The sequence below is a fragment of the Streptomyces venezuelae genome (genome assembly GCF_008642355.1).
GTDB classification, from domain to species: domain Bacteria; phylum Actinomycetota; class Actinomycetes; order Streptomycetales; family Streptomycetaceae; genus Streptomyces; species Streptomyces venezuelae_B.
This window is the reverse complement of record NZ_CP029193.1, coordinates 6025130-6046099: the sequence shown is the minus strand read 5'-3', so window position 1 is coordinate 6046099 and position 20970 is coordinate 6025130. Positions and strand designations below refer to the sequence as shown.

11 protein-coding genes and 1 pseudogene are annotated in these 20970 nt (G+C 72.5%); 3 read left to right on the top strand and 9 right to left on the bottom strand.

Going from position 1 to position 20970, the window contains the following annotated elements; genetic code table 11:
- Positions 1-33: 33 nt before the first annotated feature.
- The 7 genes from secA to DEJ47_RS28025 all read right to left on the bottom strand — a co-directional run bounded on the left by secA (position 34) and on the right by DEJ47_RS28025 (position 12832).
- On the bottom strand, positions 34-2757 hold the full coding sequence (gene secA / locus DEJ47_RS28055; protein WP_150172819.1) for a preprotein translocase subunit SecA: 2724 nt from the start codon (positions 2755-2757) through the stop codon (positions 34-36).
- 48 nt (positions 2758-2805) lie between these two features.
- Positions 2806-3336 carry a chloramphenicol phosphotransferase CPT gene (cpt, locus tag DEJ47_RS28050; protein WP_165283573.1) on the bottom strand — a complete coding sequence of 177 codons (531 nt, stop codon included), beginning with the start codon at positions 3334-3336 and terminating at the stop codon, positions 2806-2808.
- 590 nt (positions 3337-3926) lie between these two features.
- Positions 3927-5870 carry an acyl-CoA dehydrogenase family protein gene (locus DEJ47_RS28045; RefSeq protein ID WP_150172817.1) on the bottom strand — a complete coding sequence of 648 codons (1944 nt, stop codon included), beginning with the start codon at positions 5868-5870 and terminating at the stop codon, positions 3927-3929.
- A 77-nt stretch (positions 5871-5947) separates the two neighbouring features.
- Positions 5948-6829 (bottom strand): SDR family NAD(P)-dependent oxidoreductase, encoded by an 882-nt coding sequence (locus DEJ47_RS28040; protein WP_150172815.1) that lies wholly within the window; start codon positions 6827-6829, stop codon positions 5948-5950.
- Between the two features lie 190 nt (positions 6830-7019).
- On the bottom strand, positions 7020-8465 hold the full coding sequence (locus DEJ47_RS28035; protein WP_150172813.1) for an aldehyde dehydrogenase family protein: 1446 nt from the start codon (positions 8463-8465) through the stop codon (positions 7020-7022).
- Positions 8466-8698: 233 nt separating this feature from the next.
- Positions 8699-10393, bottom strand: coding sequence for a PucR family transcriptional regulator (locus DEJ47_RS28030; RefSeq protein WP_150172811.1), 1695 nt, complete (start codon positions 10391-10393; stop codon positions 8699-8701).
- Between the two features lie 258 nt (positions 10394-10651).
- Complete coding sequence (locus tag DEJ47_RS28025; RefSeq protein ID WP_150172809.1) at positions 10652-12832, bottom strand: ATP-binding protein; 2181 nt, start codon at positions 12830-12832, stop codon at positions 10652-10654.
- A 241-nt stretch (positions 12833-13073) separates the two neighbouring features.
- On the opposite strand from DEJ47_RS28025, the gene gabT reads away from it, so the two are divergent.
- Complete coding sequence (gabT, locus tag DEJ47_RS28020; RefSeq protein WP_150172807.1) at positions 13074-14408, top strand: 4-aminobutyrate--2-oxoglutarate transaminase; 1335 nt, start codon at positions 13074-13076, stop codon at positions 14406-14408.
- Positions 14409-14841: 433 nt separating this feature from the next.
- Here gabT and DEJ47_RS28010 read toward each other — a convergent pair whose 3' ends face one another.
- On the bottom strand, positions 14842-15870 hold the full coding sequence (locus tag DEJ47_RS28010; RefSeq protein WP_150172805.1) for an Lrp/AsnC family transcriptional regulator: 1029 nt from the start codon (positions 15868-15870) through the stop codon (positions 14842-14844).
- Positions 15871-16022: 152 nt separating this feature from the next.
- Between DEJ47_RS28010 and DEJ47_RS28005 the strand changes: the two genes are divergently transcribed.
- Together DEJ47_RS28005 and DEJ47_RS28000 are read left to right on the top strand one after the other, a co-directional pair.
- Positions 16023-19196, top strand: coding sequence for an amidohydrolase family protein (locus tag DEJ47_RS28005; protein WP_150172803.1), 3174 nt, complete (start codon positions 16023-16025; stop codon positions 19194-19196).
- 45 nt (positions 19197-19241) lie between these two features.
- Positions 19242-19916, top strand: a complete 675-nt coding sequence (locus tag DEJ47_RS28000; RefSeq protein WP_150172801.1) for a phosphatase PAP2 family protein — start codon at positions 19242-19244, stop codon at positions 19914-19916.
- Here the strand turns inward: DEJ47_RS28000 and DEJ47_RS27995 are convergent.
- Positions 19855-20862 (bottom strand): annotated as a pseudogene (locus tag DEJ47_RS27995) (chitinase); the annotation flags it as partial. The gene DEJ47_RS28000 and the pseudogene DEJ47_RS27995 overlap by 62 nt on opposite strands.
- Positions 20863-20970: the final 108 nt, after the last annotated feature.

The following is a 20970-nucleotide window of genomic DNA, read 5'->3' as shown; positions in this document are numbered from 1 at the left end:
GGGCCCGGCCCGACAGGGCGTGCCCGATCGGGGTCACTCCTTCTCGTCGCGGGAGGGGTGACGGGGGTGGTCGCGGGACGTGTCGCGCAGGTCGTCGCGGGTGTCGAATTCGCCCTCCTGGACGCCCTCCGCGGTGTCCATCGTCGGTGCGCTGAAGCGGAGTTGGCCGTCGGTCTTGCGCGCCTCCAGGCTTTCGGCGCGGACGTCCAGGTTGAAGAGGTAGCCGACGGACTCCTCCTTGATGGCGTCCATCATGGCGGTGAACAGGTCGAAGCCCTCGCGCTGGAACTCGAACAGGGGGTCCCTGCCGAGGTAGGAGCGCATCCAGATGCCCTCCTGGAGATAGTCCATCTCGTACAGGTGCTCGCGCCATTTGCGGTCGAGGACGGAGAGCACCACGCGGCGTTCCAGTTCGCGCATGGCGTCGGGGCCGAGGGCCCGCTCGCGTTCCTCGTAGCGGGCGTGGATGTCGTCGGTCAGGGTCTCGGCGATCAGCAGTGGGGTGACCTCGGCGCGACCGCCCGCCTTCCGGTCGAGGTCGTCGGTGGTGACGCGGGCGGGGTAGAGCAGGCGGCAGGCGGTCCAGAGCCGTTCCAGGTCCCACTCCTCGGCGAAGCCGTCGGCGGTCTCGGCGGCGACGTACGCGTCGATGGTGTCGGCCATGAAGTGGTGCATCTGTTCGCGCAGGTCCTCGCCCTCGAGGACGCGGCGCCGTTCCTGGTAGATGAGGCCCCGCTGGCGGTTGAGGACCTCGTCGTACTTGAGGACGTTCTTGCGGGTCTCGAAGTGGTGCTGTTCGACCTGGGACTGTGCGGAGGCGATGGCGCGGGTCACCATCTTGTTCTCGATGGGCACGTCACCGGGGACGTTGGCCATGAGCATGACGCGTTCGACGAGTTCGGCGCGGAACAGACGCATCAGGTCGTCGCCGAGCGAGAGGTAGAAGCGGGAGCGGCCGGGGTCGCCCTGGCGGCCCGAGCGGCCGCGCAGCTGGTTGTCGATGCGGCGCGACTCGTGGCGTTCGGTGCCGAGGACGTAGAGCCCGCCGAGGGCGGTGACCTCGTCGTGCTCGGCGGCGGCCGCGGCGGCGATGCGGTCGAGGGCCGTGCGGTAGCCGTCCGGGGCGTCCTCGGGGGTGCGGCCGTCCGCCCGGAGCTCCGCCTCGGCCATGGCCTCGGGGTTTCCGCCGAGCATGATGTCGGTGCCACGGCCCGCCATGTTCGTGGCGACGGTGACGGCGCCCTTGCGGCCGGCCTGCGCGACGATCTGCGCCTCGCGCAGGTGGTTCTTGGCGTTGAGCACCTCGTGCGGGACGCCGCGCCGGGTGAGCAGGGCGGAGAGGTGCTCGGACTTCGCGACGGAGACGGTGCCGACCAGGATCGGCTGGCCGGTGCCGTGCTGCTCGATGATGTCGGCGACGACCGCCTCGAATTTGACGGACTCGTCGCGGTAGATCACGTCGGGCCGGTCGGCCCGGATCATCGGCTTGTTGGTGGGGATCGGCACGACGTGGAGTTGGTAGATCTGGTGGAATTCGGCGGCTTCCGTCATGGCCGTGCCGGTCATTCCGGCGAGTTTTTCGTAGAGGCGGAAGAAATTCTGGAGGGTGATCGTGGCGAGCGTCTGGTTCTCGTCCTTGATCTCCACGCCCTCCTTGGCCTCGATGGCCTGGTGGACGCCTTCGCTGTAGCGGCGTCCCGCGAGGATGCGTCCGGTGTGCTCGTCGACGATCAGGACTTCCCCGTCGGTGACGACGTAGTCCTTGTCCTTCTTGAAGTGTTCCTTCGCCTTGAGAGCGTTGTGCAGCTGACCTATGAGCGAGGTGTGGGCGGAGTCGTAGAAGTTGTCGATGCCCAGCTGGTCCTCGAGGAATTCGACGCCGCTGTCCAGTACGGCCACGGTGCGTTTCTTCGGGTCGTACTCGTAGTCGTACGCGGCGCGCAGTTCCGCGAGTTCCATTTTGCGCTGCGGCGCCGTGTACTTCTCTTCCTGGATCGCGACGCCCCGCATTCTGCGGACGGCGTCGGCGAAGAACGCGTACCAGTGCGTCGGCTGGTCGGCCGGGCCCGAGATGATCAGAGGAGTGCGGGCCTCGTCGATGAGGATGGAGTCCGCTTCGTCGACGATCGCGAAGTGGTGCCCGCGCTGCACCAGTTCGCTCTTCGACCAGGCCATGTTGTCGCGCAGGTAGTCGAAGCCGAATTCGTTGTTCGTGCCGTACGTGATGTCGCAGGCGTACGCGGCACGGCGTTCGTCCGGGCTCATGTCCGCCTTGATGACACCGACGGTCAGACCGAGGAATCGGTAGGCGCGGCCCATCCAGCGGGCGTCGCGCTCGGCCAGGTAGTCGTTGACCGTGACGAGGTGGACCCCCTTGCCGGTGAGGGCGTTCAGATACGCGGGCAGCGTGGCGGAGAGGGTCTTCCCCTCGCCCGTCTGCATCTCCGCGATGTTGCCGAGGTGGAGGGCCGCGCCGCCCATGACCTGGACGTCGAAGTGGCGCATGCCGAGGACGCGCCGTGCCGTCTCGCGGACGGTCGCGAAGGCCTCCGGGAGCAGCGCGTCGAGGCTCTCCCCGTCGGCGTACCGCTCCTTGTACTCGTCGGTTGAAGCGCGGAGTTCGGCGTCGGAGAGCCGCTCGATCTCGCCCTCGACGGAGTTGACCTGGTCCCTGACGCGTTCGAGCCTGCGCAGCATCCGGCCCTCGCCCGCGCGCATGATCCTGCCGGTGAGCCGGTCCAGCCTGAGGACGGACATGATGACCCCTCCCTGGCTCGCCGGCCGGTCCGCCCATTGTGGGCTGGGTCACACGGCGGCAGCAATGGTCCGCGCGCACTCCATCGACTCGGTGTGCGCGGTGTCGATCTCCAGGTCGTAGACCATGCCGCGGTGGACCACCTCGGCCTGCGACGCGGCCATCCCGGCGGCCCGGTCACCGCGGGCGATCCCGCGGGCCTCGGCGACCGCGGCGTCGCACCGGACGCCGACCCAGAGCACCGGCAGCCCGTCCAGGGCCTTCCGCCAGCGCCGCTGCGACTCCCCGCCGCCGAGGAAGATCTCGTCGACGATGATGCGGGCACCCGCGCGGGCCATCGCGGCGACCCCCTCGATCCACGCCGCCTCCAGGGTCCGGAACTCCTCCCCCACGCTCACCGTGCCGTCGGCCGCGAACTCGATGCCGCCGTCCGAGGACCGCAGGGACGCGGGCATCGCGGCGACCAGCGTGTCGGCGCCGAGGGCCAGCCACGGCTCCGGCAGGACCGACTGCAGACACCGCACGATCCCGGTCTTCCCCGAACTGGAACCACCGTTGAGAACGATCACCTGGGTCATCACCGGGTCACCGTAGGAGCGCCGCGCCCCCGCTCCAAACGATTTACCGGGGTTGGCGCCGGGCGGCGCGTCTTCAAGGCGGGACGGACGGCGGACGATCTCGGCACGGGTGCTCCCCGAACATGGCCGCAACGGCCGCACCGGCCGCTTGGAGCCCGCAAGCGCGACGCCCCCGGAGTGCGCGACACGTCGTTCCCGGCCGGGACACGGGTCGACCGTCGCGGACCTCGACCACTTCTTCCGCGAGCTGATCGACGGCCGTGTCGTCGACCGGAAGTCCCTCGCGCAGATGCAGCGCACGGGCCCAGTGCGCGTTCTGGACGGCGGGCGAAACGCTCGACTACGGGTTCGGCCCGACGCGGACCGAGGCTCCGGGGCGGCCGCGTGTACGGGGGGGCACGAGGGCACGGTCCGGGGCGCCGGGACGACGTCCCGGACCAGTGCCGACGGCCGGCGTCAGATGACTCTCGCCGTCAACCTCGTGCGGTGGAACAAGCCGGACGCCTCGGGGAAACCGCAGCCGCGCGCCATCGACGGCGCGCTCGCGGCCCTGCACCAGCCGGCGCTCGGCTGACCGCCGCCACCATGCCGGATCACTGCTCCTCGATCACCCTGCGCACATCGGGCCGCGGCGTCGCGGGCAGCGCGGTGTCCGCGATCCACGGGCCGTCACCGGAGGGGTCGACGACCCCTTCCTCCAGCCAGGTGTACGTCCCCGACAGAACGCCCTTGACGACCTTGCGGTCCAGGTCGTCGGTGTTGGTCCACAGCCGGCCGAAGAGTTCCTCGACCCGGATGCGGGACTGGCGGCAGAAGGCGTCGGCCAGTTGGTACGCCTCGCGTCCGTGGTCCTCGGTGGTGCGCAGGAGTTCGGCGCGTACGCACGCCGCGCTCATCGCGAACAGTTCGGCGCCGATGTCGACGATCCGGCCGAGGAAGCCCTGCTTGGTCTCCATCTTCCCCTGCCAACGGGACATGGCGTAGAAGGTGGAGCGGGCCAGCTTGCGGGCACTCCGCTCGACGTAGCGCAGGTGACCGGAGAGGTCGGCGTGGCCCTCGGGGTGGAACTCGGCGTACGAGCGCGGGAGTTGCCCCGGCCCCGCCACCAGTTTCGGCAGCCACTTGGCGTAGAAGCCGCCGGCCCGCGCGCCCGCCTTCGCCTTGTCGGAGAGGGTCTTGTCGGGGTCGATGAGGTCGCCCGCGACCTTCAGGTGGGCGTCCACCGCTTCGCGGGCGATCAGCAGGTGCATGATCTCGGTGGAGCCCTCGAAGATGCGGTTGATGCGCAGGTCGCGCAGGACCTGCTCGGCGGGGACGGCGCGTTCGCCGCGGGCCGCGAGGGACTCGGCGGTCTCGAAGCCGCGGCCGCCGCGGATCTGGACGAGCTCGTCGGCCATCAGGCACGCCATCTCGGAGCCGTACAGCTTGGCGAGGGCCGCCTCGATGCGGATGTCGTTGCGGTCCTCGTCGGCCATCTGCGAGGACAGGTCGAGGACGGCCTCCAGCGCGAACGTCGTCGCCGCGATGAAGGAGATCTTCGAGCCGACCGCCTCGTGGAACGCGACGGGCTTGCCCCACTGCTCCCGGGCGGCCGACCACTCGCGGGCGATCTTCAGACACCACTTGCCCGCGCCGACGCACATGGCGGGCAGCGAGAGCCGCCCGGTGTTGAGGGTGGTGAGCGCGATCTTGAGGCCGGCGCCCTCGGATCCGATGCGGTGGGCGGCGGGGACCCGTACGTTGTGGAAGCGGGTCACACCGTTCTCCAGGCCGCGCAGGCCCATGAACGCGTTGCGGTTCTCCACGGTGACGCCCTCGGACGCCGCCTCGACGACGAACGCGGTGATGCCGCCCTTGTGTCCCTCGGACTTCGGCACCCGCGCCATGACGACCAGCAGGTCGGCGACGACGCCGTTCGTGGTCCACAGTTTCACGCCGTCGAGCACGTAGTCGTCGCCGTCGGGCACCGCCGTGGTGGCGAGGCGCGCCGGGTCGGAGCCGACGTCGGGCTCGGTGAGCAGGAACGCGGTGATGTCGGTACGGGCACAGCGCGGCAGGAACGCGTCCTTCTGCTCCTGCGTGCCGAAGATCTTCAGGGGCTGCGGTACGCCGATCGACTGATGCGCGGAGAGCAACGCGCCGACCGCCGGGTTGGCGGAGCCGACCAGGGCGAGGGCCTTGTTGTAGTACACCTGCGTGAGACCGAGTCCGCCGTACTTCGTGTCGATCTTCATGCCGAGGGCGCCGAGCTCCTTGAGGCCGTTGAGCACCTCGTCGGGGATCTTCGCCTCGCGCTCGATGCGCGCTGAGTCGATCTTCGTCTCGCAGAAGTCGCGGAGCTTGGCGAGGAACTCCTCGCCGCGCTGCGCGTCCTCGTCGGGCGGCATCGGGTGCGGGTGGACGAGGTCGAGCCGGAATCGCCCGAGGAAGAGTTCCTTGGCGAAGCTGGGCTTGCGCCAGTCCTGCTCGCGGGCGGCCTCGGCGACCTGCCGGGCCTCGCGTTCGCTCACGGACGGTTTGGAGGTTGGTGCGGACATGAGGAGCTCACCTCGCCGCGGAGTGGGGCCGTCGGGCCGGTCGGCCCGATCGTGACCCGGTCGGTTACTGACTGGTGCTACTGGATCGTTGGTACCCGATTCGCCCCGCTCCTGCCAGTCCTCGCGCAGCCATCGCTCCACCGGGGAAGGCCGAGGAGACGGTGGGTCAGCTCCATCAGGCGTGCCCTCGCCCCGGTGTCGTACGCCTGCTCGTGGGCGCGCGTGTCGGTGTACTGGTCGAAGTAGCGGCCGGTCGTGCCGTCGAGTTCGGGATCGACGAGGAGCCGCACGGTGGGCCGCACCCCTTCCTCCACGCCGACGAGCGGGGCGAGGCCGTACGCCCGCACGCCCTCCGTGTCCATCAGGTGCGCCGGATGGAGGGCGTTCACGGTGACGCCGGTGCCTTCCAGTTCGACGCCGAGCTCGAAGGTCGTCATGATCATGGCGACCTTGCTGCGGCAGTAGGCGCGCAGCCCCTCATAGCCGTGCTCCAGCATGACGTCGTCGAAGTCCACCGCTTCCTGCCCGATGGAGGCCACGTTGACGACGCGGGCGGGCGCGGACGCGGTGAGCAGGGGCAGCAGGCCGCGGACGAGTGCGTAGGGCGCGAGGTGGTTCACGGCGAACCGCAGCTCGTGGCCCTGGGCGCTGAACTCCCGCCGGAGGGGCTCGGCGCCGCCGCCCGCGACGGCGTTGTTGACGAGCCCGTCGAGCCGGGGTTCGGCGGCGGAGATCTCGGCGGCCAGCGCGCGCACCTGGTCGAGGTCGGCGAGATCGGCGAGGTAGGTGCGGACGGGGGCGCCCGGCGCGTGCTTGCGCACCTCCGCCGCGACGGCGTCGAGCCGGGTCCGGTCGCGGCCGTGCAGGAGGACGGCGTGGCCGCGGGTGGCGAGGTCGAGCGCGATGCCGCGGCCGAGGCCCTGGGTCGCGCCGGTGACGAGGGTGGTGTGTCGGTCCATGGGGACCACGGTGGGGGCGCGGGGAGGCGGGTGGGGAGAGCGTGCCGAGCCTGGTGTCAGCACCACCAGGCGGGCTCACGGAGGCGGGGCGGGGTGTACGACAACGGCCGGAGCCCCCGCACAGTGGGCTCCGGCCGTTGGTCTCGGACGCGGCCGGTCTCGGACGCGGCCGGTCTCGGGACGCTCGGTCCTACAGGGCGAGGCCCGTCAGGACCATGACGCGCTCGTACGTGTAGTCGTCCATCGCGAAGCGCACGCCCTCACGGCCCACGCCGGACTGCTTCACGCCGCCGTACGGCATCTGGTCGGCGCGGTAGGAGGGGGCGTCGCCGATGACCACGCCGCCGACCTCGAGCTCGCGGTGCGCGCGGAAGGCGGTCTGCAGGTCGTGCGTGAAGACGCCCGCCTGGAGGCCGTACTTGGAGTCGTTGACGGCGTCGAACGCCTCGGTCTCGCCGTTCACCTTCTTCAGGGTGAGGACGGGGCCGAAGACCTCCTCGCAGGCGATCGTGGTGTCGGCCGGTACGTCGGCGAGGACGGTCGGCGCGTACGAGGCGCCGTCGCGCTTGCCGCCGGTCAGGATCTTGGCGCCCGCCTTCGCCGCCTCGTCGACCCAGGACTCCACGCGCTTCGCGGCGTCCTCGTTGACGAGCGGGCCGACCTCGGTCGCCGGGTCGGACGGGTCGCCGGTGACCTGGGCCTCGACGGCCTTGACCACGCGCGGCACGAGCCGGTCGTACACGGACGCGTCCGCGATGACCCGCTGCACGGAGATGCAGGACTGGCCGCCCTGGTAGTTGGAGAACGTGGCGATGCGCGAGGCGGCCCAGTCGAGGTCCTCGTCGGAGGACCAGTCGCCGAGGACGACGGCCGCGCCGTTGCCGCCGAGCTCCAGAGTGCAGTGCTTGCGCGGCACCGAGTCCATGATCGCGTAGCCGACCTTCTCGGAACCCGTGAAGGAGATGACCGGCATCCGCTCGTCCTGGACGAGGGCGGGCATCTTGTCGTTGGCGACCGGCAGGATGCTCCACGAACCGGCCGGCAGGTCCGTCTCGGCGAGCAGCTCGCCGAGGATCAGGCCGGAGAGCGGGGTGGCCGGGGCCGGCTTGAGGATGATCGGCGCGCCGACGGCGATGGCCGGGGCGACCTTGTGCGCGCAGAGGTTCAGCGGGAAGTTGAACGGCGCGATGCCGAGGACGACGCCCTTGGGGAAGCGGCGGGTCAGGGCGAGACGGCCCTGGCCGCCGGCGTCGGTGTCGAGGCGCTGGGCCTCGCCGCCGTTGAAGCGGCGGGCCTCCTCAGCGGCGAACCGGAAGACGGAGACGGCACGGCCGAGCTCTCCTCGGGCCCACTTGATCGGCTTGCCGTTCTCGGCGGAGATCAGCTGGGCGATCTCCTCGGTGCGCTCGACCAGGCGGTTCGACACGTGCATGAGGGCGGCGGCGCGGACGTGGGCCGGGGTGGCGGCGAACTCGTCACGCACGGCGTACGCGGCGGCGACGGCTTCCTCCACCTGGGCGTCGGTCGGGACGGCGGCCTTGCCGACGACCCGGCCGTCCCAGGGCGAGGTGACGTCGAAGGTGGTCTCGCCGGTGGTCTGGCGACCGGCGAGCCAGAAGGCGTGGATGGAAGTCATGTCGATTCCGGCCCTTCCGCGGGGGTGTGTCTGGGGGTACGTACGTCCCTCACGGTAGGGGTAGGGGTGGGCGTCGACGTTTGTCCTGTGCGGAGTGCTGGCCGGGGGCCTTGTGCCGCTTTGTATGTGTCGCCGTCGCCCTTGGGGCTCGGCTCCGCCGGGGCCGGGCGCTCCTCGTCCGCGGGCCGGGGGGGCTCGTCGCGCAGTTCCCCGCGCCCCTGGTCGGGCGTGGCTCAGTCCGAGTTCGTTGATGTGGCCTTCAGGGAGAGCCACAGCTCCATGCGGACGTCCGGGTCGTCCAGGGAGCGGCCCAGGATCTCCTCGACCCGGCGCATGCGGTAGCGGAGGGTGTGGCGGTGGACGCCCAGGTCCGCTGCGGCCGCGTCCCACTGGCCGTGGCGGGAGAGCCAGGCGCGGAGGGAGGCGACCAGGTCGCCGCGGCCCGTCGCGTCGTGTTCGTGCAGGGCGCGGAGGAGGCCGTCCGCGAACGCCCGTACCGCGTCGTCCGCGAGGAGCGGCAGGACGGAACCCGCGGCCAGCTCCTCGTGCTCGACCAGCGCGCGGCCCCGACGCCGTGCGACGGACAGCGCCTGCTCCGCCTGTTTGTACGCCGTCGCCGCGGCGATCGGTCCGGCCGGCGCGGACAGGCCCATCACCAGTTCGCCCTCCTCTCCCGAGGTGGACGTATCGCGTCCTGCCGTCAGCCGGCCCGCCTCCAGCGCCGCCGCGTACTCCGCGCACGCCCGCACTCCCGCGCCCCCGTCCACGACGAGCAGCACGAGCCGTTCCCCGTAGGGGACGACGAGCAGTGCCTCGCCGGAGCGCGCGGCCGCCGCTTCGACGACGTCGACGAGGCCGGCGAGCGGATCGCCGTTCCCGGAGGCGTCGGCCACCGCGGCGAGCACCGCGGCGGACGCGGTGCCGGGCATCGCGTCGGCCGCGCCCTCGCCGTTCTCCTCCGCGCCCGCCCGCACCCGCGCCGCGGACGCCGACGCGACCTGCGCGACGACCAGGCGAAAGGGGGCGTCGAGGAGGCTTCCGTACAGTTCGCCGGCGACCGTTCGCGCGTGGTCGGGCTCCCCCGCGAGCAGCATCCGCAGGACCGCCGCGCCGATCCGCTGCTCGGCGGCGTGCAGGGAGCGGGAGCGCTCGGTGGTGAGGGTGAGGAGGGCGATGGCGGAGTGGACCGCGTAGCGCTCGGCGGTGCCGAGGGTCGACGCCGTACCGACGGCGAGCGCCGCGCGCGGCCTGCGTCCCGTGCCGAGGGAGTGCAGCTCCACGCGGTCCTCGGCGCCCGCGACGACGGAACTGGCGGGCGCTGGACGCTCCCTGAGGCGTTCCACGTCGGCGGTGACCCGCGCGGCCCTGCGGTTGGCCCACTCCGGCGCGGCGGCGACCACGGCGCCCGACGCGTCGTACAGCGCGGCCCACCCGTCGACCTGTCCGGCGAGCGCGAGGAGCAGCCCCTCGGGGCCGTCGCTCAGCGCCTGCTTGGTCAGCTCGCGCTGGGCGGCGAAGCCCGCCGTCACGGCGCGGTACTGCTCGGCGGCGATGGCGGCGGACACGGCCTTGCTGATGGCGAGGAACGGGGTGCGCCGCGGCACCTCGATGAGCGGCAGGTCGGCGTCGGTCGCGGCGTCGACGAGGGCCTTCGGGATGTCGGGGTAGTGCACGCCGACGGCGAAACCGAGCCCGACGACTCCGGCGCCGGCCAGCCGCTTCACGTACCGCCGCATGGCGTCCGGGTCCTCCGCGTCCAGCTTGAGCGCGGTGATCAGGAGGAGTTCGCCGCCCTCCATGTAGGGGACGGGGTCGGCGAGCTCGCTGGCGTGCGCCCAGCGCACGGGGGCGTCCAGGCGGTCCTCGCCCGCGCGCACGGTCAGCTTGAGCGCGGAGTGGTGGACGAGCGAGGCGAGCGTGGGCGGCATGGGACCTTCAGGTCTGCGGCAGGCGGGGCGGATGGGTTGGTTCTCCGGCCCCCGGTTCGCGGGCGCCGGATGTGGATCTTTTGGCCGGTCCGTATGAACGACCTGTGTCGATTCTGCCTCACCGTATGGTGCGGCAGAGACCGAACTCCCCGTACGTGTGATCCGGAGGGGGTGACCCGGCGCGTCCTGCGCGCCGGTCCCGCGCCGGACCTACCGGGTGCCCCGTCCACGCCGCTTCAGGCCGCGCCCCGTGCCGCTTCAGGAGCGCAGGTCGACCAGGAGCGGGGGCGCGTGCTCCCCGCGTACGTCCGTCAGGGACAGCACGGCGTGCCCCGGCGGCACCCCGTGCGCCAGCTCGGAAGCGGACCACCGCTCGCGCTCGACCTGACGGACGGTGACGGCGCGGGCCGTCGGCGCGTTGCCGGTGATGACGCGGCGCAGCATGTGCACGGTTTTGCCGAGCGGGGTCTCGGCGATGATCTGCCGGTCGGTCACATCGCGGGCCTCTGTCCACTCCTTGCCCCAGACCTCCGCGAAGTCCTGGCCGTCCCACGGCGTGAGCCCGGAGAGCGCCATGCGGCAGCCGATCGCGCCGAGCAGCGGTGTGCGCAGCGGACGGGGTACGTCGTCGAGCGTACGCAGAGTCATGACGACGCCCGCGTTGGCGGACCGCAGCCGCTGGACCCGGCGTACGGATTCCGGGGTGATCGTGCCCGACGCGTCGTCCAGGACGAGGCAGGCGAAGAGGGAGCGGTCCTCGCGTCCCGCGGCGACCGCCGTGAACTGGGCGAGGACGAGGCGGGCCAGGATCCGCGAGGCGTCGGCGTGCCCGCGCTCGGGGAGGTCGATGCGGACCCGTACGGGGTGGTCGAGGGCGCGCAACGAGAACGGGGTACTGCGCCCCGAGGTGTCGAAGAACGGCGCGAAGGCGGGCCGGTCCAGGAGTGCGATGCGGTCGGCGAGGACCGCGCCCGGGTCGCCGGGGTGGCCCAACTGGCGTTCGCGGGCGTCGAGTTCCCTGATCATCGCGTCGTGCCCGGCGGACTGGAGTGCCTTGCGCAGGGCGGCGAGCGGGCCGGGCGCTCCGTCGAGCAGGGCGCGCAGCTCGGGCACCGAGGGGAAGCGCCGGTGGACGGCGAGGAAGGGGCCGAGGAGCTGGGCGAGGCAGGTCGTGGAGCGGCGGCTGTCACCGCTGGGGTGCGGGTCGACGAGGTCGCCGACGAGGGCCTCGGCGAGGACGGCGGCGGCTTCGTCGGGGTCGTTGGTGCCGCCGTACAGGTCGAGGTCGTACACGGAGTCGGGCTGTCCGATCCGGACGATCACGTCGTAGTCCTCGGCGGGCCCGAGCCCCGCGCCCGCCGCGCCGACGACGACCACGGCGGCCCGCCCGGCGAGTGCGCCCAGGCACAGGGACTCGGCGATGGGCCAGACCACGCGGCCGGTCTTGCCGGAGCCGCCGGGGCCGACGGCGAGCAGGGAGGTGCCGAGCAGGTCGGGGCCGAGGGCGAGCCCGGTGCCGCGGTAGGCGTAGGGGTTGCGGGGGTCGTCGGCGGTCGTGCCGATCCGCACCTGCGCGGTGGCGAGGTCGTGCCGGGCGGCCCGCGCGGGCAGGTCCCTGTCACCCGAGGGGTGCGGGCAGGCGCGGGCGCCGTCGCGCACGACGGCGTCGGTGAAGACGTGCAGGGGGCTGTGGCCGGTGCGCACGGACCGCCAGGCCCGCGCGATCCGCGCGTGGTCCACGTCCCGCATCAGTCCGGCCCGCGCGTCGGCGGCGAGCCGGTCGGCGGCGGCCTCCGCGCCCGCGGCCCGCAGCTGCGGCCAGCGGACGGGGTCGTCCTCGGGGGCGGGCGGCGGCGGGGGCGCGTCGGGGCGGCGCAGCCGGGGGGCGACGAAGCGGCGCCAGACCTCGCCCCAGCGGCCGAGCCTGCCGACGCCGATCATGATGGCGAACGCGATGAGGGTGTAGTAGCCGTACCAGACGACGGCGTTGCCGACCTTGTCGCCGGTGTAGAGCCAGGCGTCGGGCAGGAACAGTTCGATCGGCAGGACCCACCAGCCGCCCAGGTACCCGTTCCACAGCAGCGACCAGATGAGCCAGCCGACCAGGAACGAGATCAGGGCGCCGCTGAGCAGTTGCCGGGTCGGCACGGTGTCGGGTTCCTGGGCGGGCCGCGGCTTGTGCGCGAACCGCCAGATGCCGGGCAGGGCGTCGGGGCGCGGCGCGCGCAGCCAGGCGAGGAAGGCGGCCCCGTCGGGCAGCGGCGGCGCTCCGGGGGCCTGCGCGGGCCGGGGCGGCAGACCGGACACCGGGCCGCGCGCGCCCTGTGGTGGCGTGGCGGGTCCCTGCGGGGGCGGTACGGACCCGGTCGGTGGCGACGCCGGGCGCGGCACCGGCGTCGCATGCGTGCCCTGCGCGTCCTGCGTGCCGTCGGAATCCACGATTCTTGCCCCCTGGCCTGCCGCTCTCTTGTTTCGCGGGTCAATCTAGTGCCCCTGCGGGGCGAGCTCACCGGATACGCGCCCGGCGATGAGCTCTCCGCTATGTCCACCACGGACAACCGCCGCGTCGAACGACTCCCCCATGGAGCATGCCCACCCCCTGGTGCCGCCCCTAACCTGCGAAGAAAGCAGTAGAGCGTCCGTATCGTCGCCCCACCCCCGTCAGCAACAGGAGCCCCTCATGACTGCCCTTCCGCAGGAGCGCCGCGTCGTCACCGCCATCCCCGGTCCGAAGTCGCAGGAGCTGCAGGCCCGCCGTACCGCCGTGGTAGCCGGTGGCGTGGGCTCCGTGCTGCCCGTCTTCACCGCCCGCGCGGGCGGCGGCATCATCGAGGACGTCGACGGCAACCGTCTGATCGACTTCGGCTCCGGCATCGCCGTGACGTCCGTGGGCGCCTCCGCCGAGGCCGTCGTGCGCCGGGCCTCCGCCCAGCTGCGGGACTTCACCCACACCTGTTTCATGGTCACGCCGTACGAGGGCTACGTCGCCGTCGCCGAGGCGCTGGCGGAGCTCACGCCGGGTGACCACGCGAAGAAGTCGGCGCTGTTCAACTCCGGCGCCGAGGCCGTCGAGAACGCCGTGAAGATCGCGCGTGCGCACACCAAGCGCCAGGCCGTCGTCGTCTTCGACCACGGCTACCACGGCCGCACCAACCTCACGATGGCGCTGACCGCCAAGAACATGCCGTACAAGCACGGCTTCGGCCCGTTCGCCCCCGAGGTGTACCGCGTCCCGGTGGCGTACGGCTACCGCTGGCCGACGGGTGCCGAGAACGCCGGTCCCGAGGCCGCCAAGCAGGCCATCGACATGATCAACAAGCAGGTCGGCGCCGAGAACGTCGCCGCGATCATCATCGAGCCGGTGCTCGGCGAGGGCGGCTTCATCGAGCCCTCGAAGGGCTTCCTGCCGGAGATCGTGCGGTTCGCCAACGACAACGGCATCGTCTTCGTGGCCGACGAGATCCAGTCCGGCTTCTGCCGCACGGGCCAGTGGTTCGCCTGTGAGGACGAGGGCATCGTCCCGGACCTCATCACCACCGCCAAGGGCATCGCGGGCGGTCTGCCGCTCGCCGCCGTGACGGGCCGCGCCGAGATCATGGACGCCGCGCACGCGGGCGGCCTCGGCGGCACCTACGGCGGCAACCCGGTGGCCTGCGCCGGTGCGCTCGGCGCCATCGAGACCATGAAGGAGCTCGACCTCAACGCCAAGGCGAAGAACATCGAGTCGGTCATGAAGGCCCGGCTCTCCGCCATGGCCGAGAAGTTCGACATCATCGGCGACGTCCGCGGCCGCGGCGCGATGATCGCCATCGAGCTGGTCAAGGACCGTACGACCAAGGAGCCGAACCCCGAGGCGACCGCCGCGCTGGCCAAGGCCTGCCACGCGGAGGGCCTGCTCGTGCTGACCTGCGGCACGTACGGCAACGTCCTGCGGTTCCTGCCGCCGCTGGTCATCGGCGACGACCTGCTGAACGAGGGCCTGGACATCATCGAGGGCGCCTTCGCCCGCGTCTGAGCGTCCCCGGCCGGGTGTGACCGTCGGGGCGTGTGAAGAAGGTGTGCGGGCCCCATGACGGGTTGCCGTTCCGGCTGTCGGCCCGCCATCCGCTGCCGTACGGTTTCTGCAGATGAGAGAAACACCCCGCTCACAGGGGACTGTGAGCGGCACCACGGCGGAGCCTCCCCAGCCCCGTCCTGGTAGTGCCTAGCGCACACGGCCGGAGCCCTGAGCTCCGGAACTCCTCACCGATCGGACGGCCGCCCGCCCCACACCCCCCGGGGCGCGCGGCCCCCCGATCCGGAAGACCGCTTCGGAGACTCCCCCCGACGGACCCGCGTGAGCAGGTCCCCTCGGACAGTCCGGGCCGGTCGGCCACCGAAGGGCCGGCGCACTCCCCCCCTTGCGCCGGCCCTTCGGCATGTCGGGGCCGAGACCCTGACACTCCCGCTCAGCTCGCCCGGACGGTTCTCCGGCCCTGCGCGTCCAGCAGGTTGCCCGCCCGCTTCGCCGTCCGCAGCGTGATGCAGCGGTCCGCGATCCGTACGCCCTCCAGACCGTCCTCGATCCGCGCCTCCAGCCGCGTGACGTCGGCGAGTTCACGCATCCAGACACAGACCGCCAGGTTGTACGTGCCGACGGTGGTGACCACCAGGCGTGCCTCGTCCAGGCGGGCGAGACGGGCCGCGACCCCCGCGAGGCGCCGCGCCGGGACCTGGAGGAAGAACCAGGCCTGCACGGACCGCCCGCACTTCGCGCGGGCGACGTCCGTCCACAGTGCCACCCGCCGGTGCCGGAGCAGGCGTTGCACGACCTCGCGTGCCCGGCGCACGGGGACGTCCGTGCGGGCCGCGATCGTGGTGGCGGGCATCCGCCCGTCCTCGCGCAGGGCCGCGAGGACCGCGCGCTCCAGGCCGGTCGGCGCGACCGGGGCGCCCGGTTCGCGCGCGCCGTGCTCCGTGAACCGGGCCGCCTGGTCCGCGGGCAGCTCCCCGAGCCGCCAGTCACCCGCCTCCCGGACGAAGGACGTGACGAGCTGGGTGCGCACCGCCCGGATCTGCGGTCCGGTGCCGAGGCGCTTCAGGAGGTAGTCGGCAAGCGCCACCTCGTCGTGCGCGCAGACGCCGACGAGCAGGTCGCGCCCGCCGGACGCGAGGTCGAGCGTCTGGCACTCCTGGTCGCCGACGAGCGAGTCGGCCACCTCCAGGGGGTTGCCCGCGCACTCCACCTCGACGACGGCGAGGCGGCCCTGCGCGGGCCCCGGTTCGTACGCCGTCACCCAGGCGAGGCCCGCCGCCCGCAGCCGGTTCCAGCGGCGCGCGACGGTGACGGCGTCCACGCCCAGCACGCTGCCGACCTTCGCCCACGAGGCCCGCGGCTCGATCTGCAGCGCGCTCACGATGCGCAGGTCCAGTCCGTCGAGGCCCGGATCCGCCGCGAGCGGCTCGGCCGCGCCGCCGGTCGGCGCATGGGTTCTCACAACTCCCTGTATAACGCGCCTTCCTGCGCGAGACAGGTCGTTTTCGGCGTGATCCTGCACAGCACTCCTCGCCGCCCCACCGCTGCGTGAAGATCGCGGAGCGTCCTTCCCGGTCGCCGTCAGCGCACCAACAGGCCCACGCGGGAGTACAGTTGAGCATCCCCTACATATCGCGCCGCCGTTTCCTGCAGACGACGACGGCCGTCGGTGCCGCTGCCACGACGGGCGCGTTCGCGGGCCTCGGCAGCGCCCACGCCGCCGCTGCGGCCCCCGGTGGTGAGACGGCCGCCGCGACCCGGCTGCGCTTCACCGCCACCACCAACGGCGCCGCCTCCCTCGCGGGCGACCGGCTCGTCGCCGAGGTGCAGGGCGTGCTGTGGTCCCTGCCGCGCACGGGCGGCGACGCCGTGCCGCTCACCCCCGCCGACCTGGAGCCGACGCGTCCGGTGCACACCGGCGACGGCCGGCTGATCGCCGTCTGCGCGTTCCGCACCGGCAACTTCCACATCTGGACGCTGAAGCCGGACGGCTCCGAGCTCACCCAGCGCACCGACGGCCCGTGGGACGACCGCGGCCCGGCCTGGTCGCCCGACGGCAAGCGGATCGCGTTCGCCTCCGAGCGGGGCGGCGACCCCGTCACGGGTGCCCCCTTCCGCATCTGGGTCCTCGACCTCGCGACCGGCGAGCTGACCCGGCTCACCGGGCGGCCCGGCCAGTCCGGTCCCGAGCAGGACGGCGCGTGGGAGGACTTCGACCCCGTCTGGTCGCCGGACGGCAAGCGGGTGCTGTTCGTCCGCGCCGCGGTGAGGTCGGGCGCGCTGGACGCCCGCACGATCGCGTCCGTGGCCGCCGACGGCAGCGGCGCGGTGACCGTGGAGCACACCGACCCCACCACCGCCCAGATCTTCGTGCCCGCCGTCTCCTCGACCGGCACCCTGGCGTACCTGCGCACGACCGCGGCGCCGAACGCCTCCTGCGCCCTCGTCGTGGACGGCAAGGCGGTCGCGGTCGGCGGCGACGTGGAGCCCGCGCCGCCCCGCTGGATCTCCGCGAAGGAGCTGCTCCTCACGGTCGACGGCCACTTCACCGTCGTACGCGCCGACGATCCCGGCACGCGGAAGGACATCCCCTTCACCGCGCCGCTGCCCGTCGACCGACCGGACTACCGGCTCAAGACGTTCGACCTGTCCGACACGGCGAGCCGCCCCGTGCGCGCCTACGACCTGCCCGTGCTGTCGCCCGACGGCAAGCGGGTCGCCTTCACCGCGCTCAACTCCCTCTGGGTGGGCGACGTCTCGGGCGGCAGGGCGCCGCGCAGGGTGACGCGGGCCAAGGCCACCGGGTACCTCTACGCGGCAGCCTGGACGCCCGACGGCAAGGCGCTGCTGTTCTCCGACGACCGCGACGGCATGCCCGCGATCCGCAGACGTGACCTGGACACCGGCAAGGAGACCGTCCTCGCGTCCGGCGGGCGCATCCAGGCGGCGCTCTCCCCCGACGGCCACCGCCTCGCCTGCTTCGACCTCGCGACGAACCTGCTGGTACGGGATCTGCGGACCGGCGAGGAGAAGGTGCTCGCGACCAGTCCGCCCGGCGGTGAGCTGTCCGGGAGGCCCAGCTGGTCCCCCGACGGCCGCCACGTCGCCGTCAGCTTCCGCAACCGCGTCAACCAGCGCTTCCGCGAGGGCTACAACCTGATCCGCGTCATCGACACGGCCGACGGCTCCGCCCGGACCCACGCCGTGGCGCCCCACACCTCCATCTCCGACCGCAACAGCAACGGCCCCGTCTGGTCCCCCGACGGCCGTCACATGGCCGCGGTCGTCGAGTCCGCGCTGTGGCTGCTGCCCGTGGACGCCGACGGCACCCCGGACGGCAAACCCCGCGTCTTCCCCGCGGAGGCCGCCGACCATCCCACCTGGTCGGGCGACAGCGGCCACGTCCTGTACCTTTCCGCGGGCCGCCTCCGGCTCCTGACCGTGGCGGACGGCAGTGTCCGTACGGTCAAGCTGCCGCTCACCACCCGGCGACCCGCGCCCGAGGACACCGTCCTCCACGCGGGCCGCTTCTGGGACGGCTCCGGGGGCGACGACAGCGTCCGCGAGGACGTCGACGTGACCATCCGGGGCGGCCGTGTCACGGACGTCGCGCCGCACCGCGCCGGGCGCGCGGCGGGCCGCCGTGTCGACGCCTCCGGACAGACCGTGATCCCCGGCCTGTGGGACACGCACATGCACCCGCAGCCGGCCGTCTACGGCGGCCGTCAGTCCGCCCTGTTCCTCTCCTACGGCGTCACCAGCGCCATGTCGATGGGCGGTTCCGGCTACGAGGGGGCGAGGCTGCGCGAGGCCACCGCCTCCGGGGAGCTGACCGGTCCCCGGCTCGTCACGGCGAGCGAGGTCCTCGACGGGTCGCGCGTCGCGTGGGACAACCGCGTCCACGCGACGCGCGAGGGCCTTCGCCTGACACTCTCCCGGGGCAAGGCCCTGGACTGGGACTTCGTCAAGACGTACGTCCGCGCCCCCGCCTGGGTGATGGAGGAGGCGGCTCGCTTCGCGCACGAGGAGATGGGCGTGCGCTGCGGCAGCCACAACCTCTCCCCCGGCATCCAGCTCGGCCAGGACCTGACGACGCACCTCCAGGCCACCCAGCGCGCCGAGTTCGGCCACGCGACGTCCGCGGGCGAGCTCGCGTACCAGGACGTGACGGAGATCTACACCGCCACCGGCGACTTCCACCTCGTCGCCACGCCGTTCTCGGCGACGCCCCTGATCGGCGCGGCGCCGGGCCTCGCCGACGACGAGCGGGTCACCCGGCTGATGCCCCCGTGGGAGACGGCCCAGGTGCGGAGCCTGGCCGCGCAGCCGCCCACCGAGGCGCAGCTGGCGACGATGGCGCGGGAGACCGACATCTACCGCAGGATCACGACCGGCGGCGGCCTGATCGCCCTCGGCACGGACTCGCCGGGCATCCCGACCGGCCTGGGCGTCCACATCGGTCTGCGCGCGCTGAGGCGCGGCGGCTACTCGGTCTCCGAGGCGCTGCGCACGGCGACCTCCGCGCCCGCGCGGATCTTCGGTCTCGACCGGGACCTCGGCACGCTGGAGGTGGGCAAGCTCGCCGACCTGGTGGTGGTCGACGGCGACCCGTTCGCGGACTTCGACTCACTGGTGCGCACGGTGTCGGTGATGCGCGGCGGCGTCCCGTACGAGGTGAGCGACCTGGTGTCGGCGGTGCCCGCGGTGCGGGTGACGGCCGCGGAGCGCGAGCAGTGGGCCCGGACGGGCAAGCAGCTGCGGACCAAGTGCTGCGACCACGAGCACTGAGTCGCCGGACCGGTGGGGGCCTGCCGCCGTGCCAGGCTGTAGCGCATGTCTGCAACCCCGGCCCCGCGACGGCCGGTCCTCACCCTGGCGCCGAGCGTCCTCCTCTTCGCGCTGCTGACCTGGCAGGTCGTCGCCGACGGGCCGCTGCGCCGCGCCGACGAGCGCGTGGGGCGCGCCCTCACCGGGAGCCGGCTGCCGGACCGTGCCGCCGAGTTCCTCGCCGATCTCGGCAACGCCACGGTGGCCGTGCCGGTGCTTGTGGCCGTGGCGGCGTACACCGCTTGGCGGGCGCGGCGCGGCGGTGCGTTCCGGTGGTGGCTGCCCGCGGTCGCCGCGCTGGTCGCGATGGCGGCGGTGCCCGTGCTGGTGGTGCCGCTCAAGGCGGTGATCGGGCGTACGGGCCCGCCCGGCATGGCGGGCGACGGTTACTTCCCCTCCGGCCACGCGGCGACGGCCGCCGTCGCCTACGGAGCGGCGGTCCTGCTCCTGCTGCCGCTGCTCCGTGGCGCGTACGGCCGTCGCGAACTGGTCATCGGGTGCTGCCTGTTGAACGTGGCAGTGGGGTTCGGGCTGGTGCGGCGGGGCTACCACTGGCCGTTGGACGTGGTGGCGAGCTGGTGCCTGGCCGCGGTGCTGCTTCGGGCGGTGGTGCTGGTGGTCAGCCGAAGTACCGGTCGAAGTTCTTCGAGAACTCCCAGTTGTCGAAGCGGTCCCAGTTGATCGACCACGTCATGAGGCCGCGCAGGTCCGGCCAGGTCCCGTGAGTCTTGTACGTGCCGCAGTTGCTGCCCTTGGTGAGGCAGTCCAGGGCCTTGTTGACCTCACCCGTGGACACGTGGCCGTTGCCCGCGTGGACGGAGGCGGGCATGCCGATGGCGACCTTGCGGGGCGGCAGCGGCGGGAAGACGTTGTTCTTGTCGCCCGCCACGGGGAAGCCGGTGAGCAGCATGTCGGTCATGGCGACGTGGAAGTCCGCGCCGCCCATGAAGTGGTACTGGTTGTCCAGGCCCATGATCGGCCCCGAGTTGTAGTCCTGGACGTGCAGCAGCGTCAGGTCGTCGCGCAGGGCGTGGATGACCGGCAGGTACGCGCCCGCACGAGGGTCCTGGCCGCCCCACTTCCCCGTGCCGTAGAACTGGTACCCGAGCTGCACGAAGAAGGTCTCGGGCGCCATGGTGAGCGTGAAGCCCGGCCCGTACCTGGCCTTGAGGGTCTTCACCGCCGAGATGAGGTTGACGATCACCGGTGTCTTCGGGTTCTTGAAGTCGGTGTCGTCGGCGTTGAGCGAGAGCGAGTGGCCCTCGAAGTCGATGTCCAGGCCGTCGAGCCCGTACTCGTCGATGATCTTCGAGACCGACGCGACGAAGGTGTCGCGGGCCTGCGCCGTCTTGAGCTGGACCTGGCCGTTCTGGCCGCCTATGGAGATCAGGACCTTCTTGCCCGCCGCCTGCTTGGCCTTGATCGCGGCCTTGAACTCGTCCTTCGTCTCGACGTTCGGGCACTCCGACTTGGGACACAGGTCGAAGCGGATGTCGCCCGAGGTGGCGGAGGTGGGTTCACCGAAGGCGAGGTCGATGATGTCCCAGCTGTCGGGGGTGTCGGCGAGCCGGGTGTAGCCGGAGCCGTTGGCGAAGCTGGTGTGCAGATAGCCGACGAGGGCGTGGTCGGCGGTCGCGGCCCGCGGTCCGGTGTCCCGGGGTTCGGGGGCCGCCGCGGCGCGGGTGGAGAGGAGACCGGACGCGGCGAGCGCGCAGGCCGCGACGGCGACCACGGC

Bases quoted from the DNA above. Each gene is read 5' to 3' on its own strand.
- secA (WP_150172819.1), bottom strand. From the start codon at position 2,757: ATGTCCGTCCTCAGGCTGGACCGGCTCACCGGCAGGATCATGCGCGCG.
- DEJ47_RS28045 (WP_150172817.1), bottom strand. From the start codon at position 5,870: ATGTCCGCACCAACCTCCAAACCGTCCGTGAGCGAACGCGAGGCCCGG.
- DEJ47_RS28040 (WP_150172815.1), bottom strand. From the start codon at position 6,829: ATGGACCGACACACCACCCTCGTCACCGGCGCGACCCAGGGCCTCGGC.
- DEJ47_RS28035 (WP_150172813.1), bottom strand. From the start codon at position 8,465: ATGACTTCCATCCACGCCTTCTGGCTCGCCGGTCGCCAGACCACCGGC.
- DEJ47_RS28030 (WP_150172811.1), bottom strand. From the start codon at position 10,393: ATGCCGCCCACGCTCGCCTCGCTCGTCCACCACTCCGCGCTCAAGCTG.
- gabT (WP_150172807.1), top strand. From the start codon at position 13,074: ATGACTGCCCTTCCGCAGGAGCGCCGCGTCGTCACCGCCATCCCCGGT.
- DEJ47_RS28000 (WP_150172801.1), top strand. From the start codon at position 19,242: ATGTCTGCAACCCCGGCCCCGCGACGGCCGGTCCTCACCCTGGCGCCG.